Origin of the sequence: Planococcus sp. ANT_H30 (assembly GCF_008369335.1) — a bacterium.
Classification (GTDB): domain Bacteria; phylum Bacillota; class Bacilli; order Bacillales_A; family Planococcaceae; genus Planococcus; species Planococcus kocurii.
This window is the reverse complement of record NZ_VOBJ01000001.1, coordinates 391,890-403,993: the sequence shown is the minus strand read 5'-3', so window position 1 is coordinate 403,993 and position 12,104 is coordinate 391,890. Positions and strand designations below refer to the sequence as shown.

The 12,104-nt window shown below is 40.6% G+C and carries 11 protein-coding genes and 1 tRNA gene; 9 read left to right on the top strand and 3 right to left on the bottom strand.

The annotated features are described in order from the left end of the window. The first annotated feature begins 77 nt into the window (after positions 1–77). The 7 genes from FQ085_RS02010 (at position 78) to FQ085_RS01980 (ending at position 7,688) form a co-directional block, all read left to right on the top strand. Complete coding sequence (locus tag FQ085_RS02010) at positions 78–662, top strand: phosphatidylglycerophosphatase A family protein (RefSeq protein ID WP_058384761.1); 585 nt, start codon at positions 78–80, stop codon at positions 660–662. Between the two features lie 125 nt (positions 663–787). Next, positions 788–1,768: a TAXI family TRAP transporter solute-binding subunit gene (locus FQ085_RS02005; RefSeq protein ID WP_071153555.1), complete on the top strand. Its 981-nt coding sequence runs from the start codon at positions 788–790 to the stop codon at positions 1,766–1,768. A 74-nt stretch (positions 1,769–1,842) separates the two neighbouring features. Beyond that, positions 1,843–2,367, top strand: a complete 525-nt coding sequence (locus FQ085_RS02000) for a DUF1850 domain-containing protein (protein WP_058384763.1) — start codon at positions 1,843–1,845, stop codon at positions 2,365–2,367. Next, positions 2,357–4,390, top strand: coding sequence for a TRAP transporter permease (locus FQ085_RS01995; RefSeq protein WP_058384764.1), 2,034 nt, complete (start codon positions 2,357–2,359; stop codon positions 4,388–4,390). The genes FQ085_RS02000 and FQ085_RS01995 overlap by 11 nt, the downstream gene beginning before the upstream one ends. Positions 4,391–4,846: 456 nt before the next feature. Further along, complete coding sequence (locus FQ085_RS01990; protein ID WP_082707550.1) at positions 4,847–6,106, top strand: Y-family DNA polymerase; 1,260 nt, start codon at positions 4,847–4,849, stop codon at positions 6,104–6,106. Positions 6,107–6,119: 13 nt separating this feature from the next. Further along, on the top strand, positions 6,120–6,482 hold the full coding sequence (locus FQ085_RS01985; RefSeq protein ID WP_149455786.1) for a YolD-like family protein: 363 nt from the start codon (positions 6,120–6,122) through the stop codon (positions 6,480–6,482). 150 nt (positions 6,483–6,632) lie between these two features. Further along, complete coding sequence (locus FQ085_RS01980; protein WP_149455785.1) at positions 6,633–7,688, top strand: S-layer homology domain-containing protein; 1,056 nt, start codon at positions 6,633–6,635, stop codon at positions 7,686–7,688. Positions 7,689–8,148: 460 nt separating this feature from the next. Here the strand turns inward: FQ085_RS01980 and FQ085_RS01975 are convergent. From FQ085_RS01975 to FQ085_RS17970, 3 genes are all read right to left on the bottom strand, one after another. Further along, positions 8,149–8,221, bottom strand: a tRNA-Val gene (locus tag FQ085_RS01975). A 132-nt stretch (positions 8,222–8,353) separates the two neighbouring features. Next, complete coding sequence (locus FQ085_RS01970) at positions 8,354–9,082, bottom strand: thermonuclease family protein (protein WP_149455784.1); 729 nt, start codon at positions 9,080–9,082, stop codon at positions 8,354–8,356. A gap of 188 nt (positions 9,083–9,270) precedes the next feature. Next, the gene (locus FQ085_RS17970; RefSeq protein WP_169793183.1) at positions 9,271–9,414 is read right to left on the bottom strand and encodes a hypothetical protein; all 144 of its coding nucleotides are present in this window, start codon (positions 9,412–9,414) and stop codon (positions 9,271–9,273) included. Positions 9,415–9,529: 115 nt separating this feature from the next. On the opposite strand from FQ085_RS17970, the gene FQ085_RS01965 reads away from it, so the two are divergent. Then, positions 9,530–10,453 carry a Gfo/Idh/MocA family protein gene (locus tag FQ085_RS01965; protein ID WP_149455783.1) on the top strand — a complete coding sequence of 308 codons (924 nt, stop codon included), beginning with the start codon at positions 9,530–9,532 and terminating at the stop codon, positions 10,451–10,453. Positions 10,454–10,560: 107 nt separating this feature from the next. Further along, positions 10,561–11,949: an aldehyde dehydrogenase gene (locus FQ085_RS01960; protein ID WP_058384768.1), complete on the top strand. Its 1,389-nt coding sequence runs from the start codon at positions 10,561–10,563 to the stop codon at positions 11,947–11,949. The last annotated feature ends 155 nt before the right edge of the window (positions 11,950–12,104 follow it).

The following is a 12,104-nucleotide window of genomic DNA, read 5'->3' as shown; positions in this document are numbered from 1 at the left end:
GAAAATTGTACCACATTGCATAGACAAGGTATAATGGAAAGGAACATGAATAAGTTAAGATGAGAGGGGTTTTGGATATGGATGGCAGAAGATTCCGGGTTCACTCAGATGATGTGACAAAAGCTACTCATGAAGCATTAGAACGTAGAGGCGTTACAAATGAAGACATAGCCAAAATAGTTCTGGATATGCAATTGCCTTTTAACGAAGGACTTAAAATCGAACATTGTATGGAGTCCGTTGAAAGTGTTTTACGTAAACGTGAAATGCAGCATGCCTTACTTGTGGGAATTGAGTTAGATGAACTTGCTGAACAAGGCAAACTATCCCGCCCACTTCAACAAATTGTAGGTTCGGATGAAGGTCTTTTTGGCGTTGATGAAATGATTGGACTCGGTGCAGTGTTAACGTATGGCAGTATCGCAGTAACGACATTCGGTCATTTGGACAAAAATAAAACAGGCATTATCCACGAGTTGGATACTAAATACGGTGGACAGGTTCATACTTTTTTGGATGATTTAGTCGCTAGTGTTGCTGCATGCGCATCAGCGCGTATCGCTCACCGCACGCGTGATTTGGAAGAACAAGGTAAGACTTTTGAAGATTTGGCTCCGGAAGACACAGCCCCTGAAACGTATGTAGAAGGTGCAGAGACGTAAACGAGTATTCTAAATGTTCTTTATGTAAGCGGTTGTATTTTTCGAAATGCATTGAATCTAGTAAGAAAGACATGCTATTATGAATAAGAACGTCAAAAATTAGTTTAGAAAAGGGAGGTCACTTTATGTTGAGAAAGAAATTTGGTTTATTCGCTGTAGTTACTCTTGCAGGATCTGTGTTTTTAGCAGGTTGTGGAGATGACAAGGCTACTGAAGGTGGAGGCGGAGAAGAAGCTTCTAAAGATCCAGAATTCCTTAGTATTCTGACAGGTGGAACAACAGGTACGTATTATCCACTTGGTGGCGCAATGGCATCCATTATTGAAACAGAGACAGGCTTAGATACAACTGCCGAAGTTTCACAGGCATCTGCTGCGAACATGACGGCACTGGCTGATGGAGATGCACAAATCGCATTTGTTCAAACAGATACGGCATTTTACGCTGCTGAAGGATCGAATATGTTCGAAGGCGAAGTGATTGATACGGTTTCTGCTATTGGGGCACTTTACCCAGAAACAATTCAATTAGTTACAACTTCAAGTTCAGGTATCGCTTCATTTGACGATTTAGCTGGGAAGAAAATTTCAGTTGGTGCACCTGGCTCTGGGACTTATATTAACGCTGAACAATTATTAGAAATCCATGGCATGACAATGGACGATATTGATGCACAGAATCTTGACTTTGGCGAATCACAAGAAAGCTTGCAGTCAGGTCAAATTGACGCAGCATTCATCACTGCTGGGACACCAACAGGCGCAGTTGAAAGCTTAGGCGCAACTTCTGACGTAGTAATCATTCCTGTAGAAAAGGATAAAGCCGATGAATTGATCGAGAAATATCCTTACTATGCGCACGACGTTGTACCATCTGGTATTTACGGATTGACTGAAGAGGTTCCAACGGTTTCTGTTTTAGCGATGTTAGTCGTGCAGAATGACCTTTCAGAAGATCTTGTTTACAATATCACAAAAGCAATTTACGAAAACACAGATAAAATCCAGCATGCAAAAGCTGAATTGATCAAAGCTGAAACAGGCCTTGACGGAATTGGAATCGATATCCATCCAGGTGCACAAAAATATTTCGACGAAGTAAATTAATTGAATGAGCGATTAACTGACGGTAAAGCGCAAGCTTGCCGTCAGTTATTTGTTTACATAGGGGAGAACAGATTATGCGGTGTAACCGGATACAAAAAATCCTTCTTTTCGTAACCATCCTCCTCATCATCAGCTCCTTAATCGCATTTATCCCTTCCCAGAAGTATTATGTGTTTATCGACAATGAGACTGAAGAAGTAGCGGCTTATGTACCAGTTGTCAGCCCGTACTTCCAACTAATCTACACGCATTCAATTCACTTATCAGAAGTTATTGAAAGCTACAAAGTAGTAAGCGATAATAGAATAATGATGACAGAACTTGAATACGAAGACTTTAACATTGGCATGCCTTCAAATGCAGGAGAAGGAGAGACCTTTGTCGAAAAAGACGGTAAATACTTTATCAAGAATATGACAAAGGAAATTCCGGAGTTTCGGTTATTTGTGGGAGATGTGGATGCCAACTTGTCATTCAAAACCAAAGGACATCAGATGGATTTAAAAAGAACACTTGAAAGAGGACAGTCCTATACGTTTCGTGTAGAGCACTTATCCCTGTTTCAACTAAGAAAAGGAGTGAGAATTGATGAGCGATAAGTTATCTCCAGAAGAACTTCAACAGAAAAAGCTTCCACCAGAAGATGAATCATACGTCTCGGAGGAAAAACAAAAGGAAATTCTACAAAAATACGATCCTGAATCCAATACGAGAGATTTAAGTGGAATAATTAAACATGTGGTCTTTTTCGGTTTACTAGCCTTTTCTTTATTCCAATTGTATACCGCTATCTTTGGGCAGTATACTGCTTACATTCAGCGATCGGTTCACTTAGGGTTTGCACTGTCCTTAATCTTTCTATTATTTCCTGCTAGAAAACGCAAAGGGGCTCGTCACAAAGTTGCCTGGTATGATTACATACTGGCGCTATTATCAGTAGGCGTAGCTGCCTATTGGCCAATTATGTATGATGATTTAGTCTTCCGTCTTGGACGGGTTACCGAATTGGATTTAATTGTCGGGATATTAGCAATCTTGCTGACACTTGAAGCAACACGGCGAGCAGTCGGTATGCCAATTACGGTCATTGCCAGTTTGTTCTTGGCATATTCCTTTTTCGGACCTTATTTCCCAGGATTTTTACGCCACAGGGGACAGGATTTAGATTCGGTTATCCAACTGATGTTCTATACTACCGATGGAATCTTAGGAACACCCATCAGTGTCTCAGCTACCTTCATTTTTACCTTCTTGTTATTTGGTTCGTTCCTAGTGAAAACGGGGGTCGGGCAGTATTTTAATGACTTGGCTGTATCACTCGCAGGTAATTTAGTTGGTGGCCCCGCGAAGGTAGCAATCTTCTCAAGTGCTTTGCAAGGAACCATTTCTGGAAGTTCAGTGGCCAACGTTGTCACATCAGGTTCTTATACGATTCCGATGATGAAAAAATTGGGTTACAAGAAAGAGTTTGCTGGTGGAGTAGAAGCAGCGGCTTCAACAGGCGGTCAATTAATGCCGCCAATTATGGGTGCTGCAGCTTTTCTAATGGTTGAATTTATCGGAGGAGTAACCTACTGGGAAATAGCGAAAGCCGCTGCTATACCGGCTCTTTTGTATTTCACAGGTGTTTGGATCATGACTCATTTCGAAGCCAAACGAATTGGCCTGAAAGGTCTTTCTCCAGAAGAAATGCCAAATCGTAAAGAAGTATTAAAAAAGATTTACTTACTTACGCCAATTGTTGCCATTATCGTATTTTTATTGATTGGTGTGCCAACAATGCAAGCAGCACTTTACGGAATCTTGTTAACGATTTTTGTTAGTGCTTTCAACAAAGAAACACGACTTAGCTTTAAAGATATGATTTTAGCTTTAGTCGATGGTGCAAGAACAGCGTTAGCAGTTGCAGCAGCTACAGCAGCAGCAGGTATTATCGTTGGAGTAGTTGTAAAGACGGGGCTCGGATTGAGCTTGGCAAATGGACTGGTTTCAGCTTCAGGAGGAAACATCCTGTTAACGCTGTTCTTCACAATGCTAGCAGCAATTGTTTTGGGCATGGGCTCTCCAACAACTGCCAACTATGTTATTACGTCTACAATTGCAGCACCTGCTATTATTACGCTATTAATGTTAGATGAGCCAGTTGGAGCAGCAGTTCCACTAGTGGTCGCTTTATCTGCTCATTTATTCGTTTTCTACTTTGGTATCATTGCTGATATTACACCACCGGTTGCACTTGCTGCATTTGCAGCGTCAGGTATCTCAGGTGGAGAGCCGATTAAAACCGGCTTTATTGCTGCTAAATTAGCAGCAGCAGCGTTCATCATTCCATATATGTTCGTGTTATCTCCAGCGCTGTTAATGATTGATACAAGCTGGCCAGAATTGATTTGGGTATTAATTACAGCTCTTTCAGGTATGGTTGCCATCGGAGCAGGACTCATTGGTTTCTGGTACCGAAAACTAAACTGGTTCGAGCGCATTATTACATTTGCGACTGGACTGGCGTTGATTTATCCAGAAGGCTTGTCTGATACAATTGGCGCAATACTATTCGTAATTTTGTTCGGAATTCAATGGATGGCACGTGAAAAGAAACCTGCTAAAACAGTAGCAGCGTAAAAAAGACAAAACCGTTTGGGCCAATGCCCGAACGGTTTTTTTTCATTGTTTTGGTTTATGAAAATACGAAAAAAGCCACCACCCGAAGGTGATGACTTTTTCAAAGCAAACTTTGTTCCTAAAGCTTGCAGTGGGTTTGGCACCCAATGATTTTTACTGATTTCAAAAACAATAAAAATGTTGGATGTCGAACTGCTTACTTTATTCATCATATACGGTTAAAAGAGAAATGTAAAGTTGTTAGAAAGTTTGGTGTTTCAAAAAATCACTAACTCATATAGAGTACAAATTGATTGCCTACGTACAAAACTATGAACAGTTACTAAAAAACAGGTACTAGTCTGATGTTCATTTGCTAAATTACCAAACGGCTGTTTTTATTTTCCTTAAAAGGATTGCCGTTAGTATGGCTGTGGTATAGAATAAGAACAAACGTTCTATTCGGAGGTGGTAATTATGAAGATGCCTGAATTACCGGAACCTTATATTTTTTGTATCGACATGTGCGGCTTTTACGCCAGTGTTTCAGCGGTCGAGCTTGGATTTGACCCTTTAGAAGTTTGTCTTGCAGTTGTCGGGAATCAACAGCGAAAAGGCAGTGTTGTATTGGCTGCATCACCCATGATGAAAAAACGTTTTGGTGTGAGAACAGGTACAAGGCTGTTTGAAATTCCAAATCACCGAGATATTTTGTTGATCGAGCCAAAAATGAAATTGTATTTACAGAAATCCATGGCCATTTCAGAGTTATTAGCAAGCTACGTGCCGAAAGAATCGATTCACATCTACAGCGTGGACGAAAGTTTTGTTGAACTTACAGGAACTGAAAAGTTATGGGGAGCACCCACAATGACGATGCGCCGCATTCAACAAGAAATACTAGAGCACTTTAAACTGCCTTCTTCAGTCGGCGGAGGACCGAACATGCTACTAGCAAAACTAGCACTGGATTTAGAAGCGAAAGAGACTGGATTTGCCTTTTGGACTTACGCCGATGTGGCCATGAAGTTGTGGCCCGTTAAACCGTTGAGCCGCATGTGGGGCATTGGGTCTCGAACCGAGAAGACCTTAAACAATATGGGGATTTTCTCAGTTGGTGATTTGGCTTGTGCTGATGTTTCAGTTTTAGAAAAACAGTTTGGTATTTTAGGAAATCAGTTGCATCAGCACGCCAACGGCATCGATCTGTCAGATATGGGCACACCTTTAGTCGAAGGACAAATTAGTTACGGCAAAGGACAAATTTTATACCGGGATTACATAGAAGAACAAGACATCATGACCATCATCCTGGAAATGTGCGAAGACGTCGCGATGAGAACACGCCAAGCGAGACGTGCAGGACGGACCATTCACTTAAGCATCGTTTACAGCAAGACAGCTTTCGGTGGTGGATTTTCCCGCTCACGGTCCATTGACGAAGCGACAAATGATACATTAAAAATTTATAAGGTTTGCCAAGGCATTTTCAGAGAGTATTTTCAACACAAGCCAGTTCGGCAAATATCATTAGCTATCAGCAATTTAGAAGAAGAGTCATCGATGCAGTTAAGTCTCTTTGACGAAAAAAAGTTTGAAAACAGACAGCTTGGAGAAGCGATGGATCGGATTCGTAAAAGATATGGCTATTCAGCTATATACCGCGGTGTATCAGCTACACAAGCGGGTACTGCGATCGCACGAACGAAATTAATCGGTGGGCACAATAAAGAATAAGGGGGCGAACCGAATGAAACGCAATAAGTATTTAAAAGTTGTCGGAGACATCAAAGACCGCGGACGCATCAAGTGGACTGCGTTAATGTTACCCGAGCATATTGAAATGATTCGGGAATGGTATGCCAAAGATGAACAAGTACCGAAGCCACAGTTAACGGAAGCCGATTTGCAGCTGCTTCAAGAAGAAATGGACATTGCGTTAAAGCGACAATGTGAAGTGGTAATTCAAAGTTGGAAAGAAGGTGTCATCCATGAGTACCGTGGAACAATTGAAGGCATTGATGTAAGAAGTAGAGTGCTAATTTGTGTGGAGTCAGAGAAAAAGTATAGGTTACCGATCGATGAAGTGGTTGCGATTGTCATGGTGGATTGACGTTCAATCGAGTGCCACGAAAGGTACTGAATTACAACAAACCCTTTGAGGCATTCATGAATTTTTTGCCGCGTTCGACTTGAATTGACAATTTACATATTTATAGGCTATTGGATATGATAAAGTAAAAGAAAAAAGGAGGTAATATGAGTGAAGAAAATTATAGTGTTCGTTGTACTATTACTTATGCTTAGTGGTATTTTTACTAATCAATCCTTAGCAGCTACTAATTTAAAGGATGTAGAGAAAAGTAATCGCTTTTATAATGAGATTCAATACCTTATAAACGAAGAGGTAATTTCAGGTTTTCCAGACGGTACTTTTCGTCCGAAAAGTAATGTCACAAGAGCACAAGCGGCAATCATGATAGGGAGAGCTATGGGTTATGATGGAAAACAAAGAAATACAAGCTTTTCAGATGTAAGCTCTTCAAAAGTTGCAAGTGGCTATATTGCTGAAGCTACTGAAAACTCTTTAATATCGGGGTATCCTGATGGAACGTTCAAGCCCGACAAAGTAGTAACAAGAGCAGAAATGGCAATAATATTAAATCGAGCTTTTTTCAATAAGACGATTACGCCTACCGTCTCTTTTAGCGATGTGGGCAAGAAGATGAGCTCATATTATTCTATTATGAATTTAGCTGCGATGGGAATCGTAAGCGGCTATGAAGATGGAACGTTCAAGCCCAATAATAGTTTGAACAGAGAACAGTTTTCTGCTTTTCTGGCAAGAGCATTTAATGCTGATTTTATCAAGTCACCTGACAAGACCGAAACGGTGTCACAACAACAAGCGATAAAAAAGGCTAAAAGTTATCTAGAATACACATCATTTTCTAGAAGCGGTTTGATCGCTCAATTAGAATATGAAGGGTTCAGTAATGCAGATGCGACGTATGCTGTGGACAAAATTAATGTGAATTGGAGAGGGCAAGCCGTAAAAATGGCCGAAAATTACCTCGAATACACATCCTTTTCAAGAAGCGGTTTGATCGCTCAATTAGAATATGAAGGGTTCAGTAATGCAGATGCGACGTATGCTGTGGACAAAATTAATGTGAATTGGAGAGAGCAAGCCGTAAAAATGGCTAAAAATTATCTCGAATACACATCCTTTTCAAGGAGCGGTTTGATCGCTCAATTAGAGTTTGAAGGGTTCAGTAATGCAGATGCGACGTATGCTGTGAATGCCGTAGGACTCTAGTAGAAGTATGTAGATAATCGAAAGAATCAACGGTGAATATGAGTAAAGATTTTGGTTACACATATTTTTAATTAATGATGAAAATGTAAGCTATAATATATTCATTTTACGACTTCTAAGTAGAAGTCGTTTTTGATTTCATCAAATTTATTTGTTGGAAGATTGACAATAAGTAATGCTTAATATATCCGATAGGATTTTAGAAAATACTAAACTACACAGAACATATGAAGCTCTTTTAACGTTAGTATATAGATTTCTAGGAATTTAAGAGAAAGGTTTAGAAGCTTCTTGTCATCTCTATAGTCTTGCATAGTAAACTTGAATAAAAAAAACCACTTCCTCTCTGATTTCAATCAGATAAGGAAGCGGTCTTTGGTAGTGGATTCTTATTCGGTATCCAACCACTACACCATTGAAGTTTGAAAAGTGCCTCAAACCATTGATAGATTAACATGTATGATTCCTACTGGGCTCGAACCAGCGACCTCTACCCTGTCAAGGTAGCGCTCTCCCAGCTGAGCTAAGGAATCTCAATTTCCAGGACAAATATAAGTATAGCTCGTCAGCAGAAAAAGTCAATAGTTTACAAAGAAGAAAAGAAGCCTGTTTAGGTCATTCGGTTAGTAGCATGTGGCGATTTGTATTGCTACAAGTCGATTAACCTACTGTCCAACACCTTTAAAGCCGGCATTTTTTGCTTCTTGTTCGGAACAGAACCATTCTTCTGGATTGGTTTGCTCGTAAGAAGAGTCGCTTGGCAGGTGGTAGATTTTATTGCCACTGCGGTTTATGTTGCCTTTAATATCGCAGTCGGTAGTTGCTTCTTTAGGGGGCGTGCTCGGAGTACTAGTTGGTTCTTGTCCGTAAGCTTCCGAGTCAAAGCCGCGGTCTGTTGAATAATTTTCATATTGCCAAATGCCTGTTTGGCTGTCTTTGGCGACTTGCTCTACTTGTTCAAAATCGTCAAGGTAACGTGTGTTTGGGGGAAAGACGTAAGCAACTCTGGCCAGTCCAGATGCTAGCATTTGTTCTTGAACGCTCTCACCATCGACATAAATGTAAGCAAGTAAACGGTCATAATCATCAAAGCGGTCACCGACATCAAATTCAATCGATACATCACCGGATTCGATCAAACGTTTGTTTTCTTCAGTGGCCTCACTACCAAGCGGTTGTTTGCCGAGGCGTGGATGATTGGTTTCGGGTGTGTCTATTAATAGGTAGCGAACCGTCACTTCTTCGCCTTCGTATATAATTTTTATAGTATCGCCATCAATAACTTGTGTTACTTCCACATCAATTTGGTCCGTGGTGCCAGAAGTGTCGGTCGATTCTAACATTCCGCAGCCCGATAGGAATAATACAGCAACTAGCATCAATTTTAGTTTCATCACAATCCCCACTTTCAGTTCTTCATAAGTATATAAATAATTATGTTACCTGGCAATTGGATAACGGCTCTAAGTCGATCGTTCCCGTCGTTAACGCTAAAAAACGGCATAATAAAACGCCTCTTTCAATCAAAATTGAAAAGGCGCCTTTATGTACGGGAGTGATAGAGTCTAATCCGTTTCCGCAATTAAAGTGTTGTCTCCGCGGGTGATGCTGTTTCAGCGTAATACAAAAGCGATTCTTCCGTGAGACCTTCTAATTTTTCCTTATTAACCCCAACTTCTAATTCACCCGTAAAAATAGTTTCCCACCAATAGGTCTGTTCATTCATTTTATTTCCCCCTCTGGTTTTAATTGTATTGTTTGACTATTCTATACCCTTAAAGGTTACACTAATAAACAAATAAGGTAAAAAAGCTGAAAAGCATTAAAAGGAGAGATTTGGCATGATTTCAATTGGCATCATTGGAACAGGAATTGTTGGCGAACGAATTATTAAGCAACTGGAACAAGAACATCATGTGGACATAAAAATAGTTTTTGATCCACAAACAGAGCGTCTTACGCAAATCAGTGAAACTTACGGAATCCCTATGGCGAAATCAGTGGAGGAAGTGCTGCATTCAGACATCAATTGGGTTTATATTGCGACGCCTCCCGCTTTTCACGAAGAAATCGCTGAACGTGCAGCTAGTGCAGGGATTAATATCCTGTGCGAAAAACCATTGGCCCACAATGTTGAAGGTGGCAAAGCGATGGTAAAAACTGTACAAAATAACCGAGTGCAAACTGCCATGCATTTCCCCTTAATGTATAAACCTGCAATTCGTGAAATGGCCAAGCGCATTAAGGAAGGCGATATCGGAAAAATTGTCCGAATCGAACTTCAAACTTTTTTCCCAGACTGGCCGAGGTTATGGCAACAAAATCCGTGGATTGGTTCAAGGAACCAAGGTGGATTTGTTCGTGAAGTGTTCCCTCATTATTTTCAATTAATGCATCGTCTCTTTGGAGCATTGTCGTTTACATCTCATCATATTACCTATCCAGAACAAGCGGATAAATGCGAAACTGGACTCATTGCACACGGACTTACCGAAGCAAAAATTCCTTTTTTACTGACAGGTATTAGCAATATTGGTCAAAAAGAATTATTGCAGTTTAAAGTGTATGGAGAACAGGGCGTGCTGACTCTAGAAAATTGGACAACCCTTTATAAATCAAGGTACGGAGAAGACCGTCAATTGATTGAAGAATTTGAAGAAGTCCCGTCGCTGTTTGAAGAAATGAATAACCAGTCTACTTTATTGGTTAATTTCGAAGAAGGATTAATTGTTCAACGCTATATCGACCATTTACTGATGGAATAACTCTTTGTTTTTTCTATAATCCTTTTGGGTAAAGAACTTAAGGTCATTAACTTCGCTTATGCAATGCCAAAATTGCTATACTGAAGAAACTTAGAGGAGGTTGGACAATGAATTTTACAGCAACTGATGTGGAACGCATGATAGAAGAACAACGTGCTTACTTTTATACAGGTGACACGAAACCAGCGGATTTTCGAATCGAACAATTGTACCGCTTAAAAAGTGTGATCCAATCTCATGAAAAAGAAATTATCGATGCTTTGAAAAAAGATTTAGGAAAAAGTGAATTTGAAGCTTATGCAACAGAAGTCGGTTTTGTACTCGATAGCATCGGCAGCATGGCAAAAAATGTAGAAGACTGGATGAAGCCTGAACACGTCAAGACACCAATTCATCTTCAGCCGGCTAAAAGCTTTGTTATCCGTGAACCATACGGCTCTGTGTTAATCATTGGGCCTTTCAATTATCCATTCCAATTGGTTATGGAGCCATTAATTGGAGCGATTGTCGGTGGGAATTGTGCGATAGTCAAGCCTTCAGAAGCAACACCTCACGTGGCAAAAGTAATTGGTACTATTATTGAAGAAGCATTTCCTTCTTACTATGTTCGCGCAGTCGAAGGCGAACGTGAAGAAGTAACCGCATTAATTCATGCCTCATTTGATTATATTTTCTTTACCGGCAGTGTGAATGTCGGAAAAGTCATCATGAAAGCTGCATCGGAGCGCTTAACGCCGATTACCTTAGAACTTGGAGGCAAAAGCCCGGCGATTGTCGACCAAACAGCGAACCTGGAACTTGCTGCAAAACGAATTGCTTGGGGGAAACTGATGAATACCGGTCAGACATGTGTGGCACCTGATTATATTTGTGTACACGAATCGGTTAAAGAAGAATTCCTGAAAATTTTAACGAAAACAATAAAAGGCTTTTACGGCAAAGATGCACAACAGAGTCCTGATTTTGGGCGGATCGTCAACACTCAACATTTTGATCGATTGACTGAAATTATTCGCAAAGAAGCGGGACAAATTATTTATGGCGGCAATACGGATCGCAATGACTTGTATATCGAACCGGTCCTTCTAAATAATGTTAGCTGGGACAGTCCCTCTATGGAAGACGAGATTTTTGGTCCGATTTTACCAATTATTAGCTATACGGACTTGCCGTTATTATTGCGTCAAATCCGTAACTTGCCGAAACCATTGTCGGCGTATTTGTTTTCAGAAAATGAACGTGCGACACGATTTTTCTTAGATCAATTACCATTTGGCGGCGGCTGTATTAACGATACGGTTTCTCATGTGGGGAGCTCTTATTTACCGTTTGGTGGCATCGGAACGTCTGGTATCAATTCCTATCATGGTAAATCCAGCTTTGAAACCTTTACACACGCTAAATCCATCTTGAAGAAATCAACTAAACTATCGACAAATTTACTGTTTCCTCCTTATAAAAATAAAGCAAAATGGATCAAGACAGTACTGAAATAAGCGGCCTTCGGGTCGTTTTTTTCGTCTCTGTCTGTCTTATGCCCGTCGAATCTACATGGGCACCTGCGCTTTTCAGTGTCCAGACTCCGGCGCCCAGATTCTAGGGTCATAAGCCAACCCAGCTGCGTGGCAAAGAGCGCCACACTGCTGGTCTG

What these genes read in the sequence shown, in the direction of transcription:
- FQ085_RS17970 (WP_169793183.1), bottom strand. Translation starts at nt 9,414, where the DNA reads ATGAATGAACAGACCTATTGGTGGGAAACTATTTTTACGGGTGAATTA.
- FQ085_RS01990 (WP_082707550.1), top strand. Translation starts at nt 4,847, where the DNA reads ATGAAGATGCCTGAATTACCGGAACCTTATATTTTTTGTATCGACATG.
- FQ085_RS01970 (WP_149455784.1), bottom strand. Translation starts at nt 9,082, where the DNA reads ATGAAACTAAAATTGATGCTAGTTGCTGTATTATTCCTATCGGGCTGC.
- FQ085_RS01995 (WP_058384764.1), top strand. Translation starts at nt 2,357, where the DNA reads ATGAGCGATAAGTTATCTCCAGAAGAACTTCAACAGAAAAAGCTTCCA.
- FQ085_RS02000 (WP_058384763.1), top strand. Translation starts at nt 1,843, where the DNA reads ATGCGGTGTAACCGGATACAAAAAATCCTTCTTTTCGTAACCATCCTC.
- FQ085_RS01965 (WP_149455783.1), top strand. Translation starts at nt 9,530, where the DNA reads ATGATTTCAATTGGCATCATTGGAACAGGAATTGTTGGCGAACGAATT.
- FQ085_RS02010 (WP_058384761.1), top strand. Translation starts at nt 78, where the DNA reads ATGGATGGCAGAAGATTCCGGGTTCACTCAGATGATGTGACAAAAGCT.
- FQ085_RS02005 (WP_071153555.1), top strand. Translation starts at nt 788, where the DNA reads ATGTTGAGAAAGAAATTTGGTTTATTCGCTGTAGTTACTCTTGCAGGA.
- FQ085_RS01960 (WP_058384768.1), top strand. Translation starts at nt 10,561, where the DNA reads ATGAATTTTACAGCAACTGATGTGGAACGCATGATAGAAGAACAACGT.
- FQ085_RS01985 (WP_149455786.1), top strand. Translation starts at nt 6,120, where the DNA reads ATGAAACGCAATAAGTATTTAAAAGTTGTCGGAGACATCAAAGACCGC.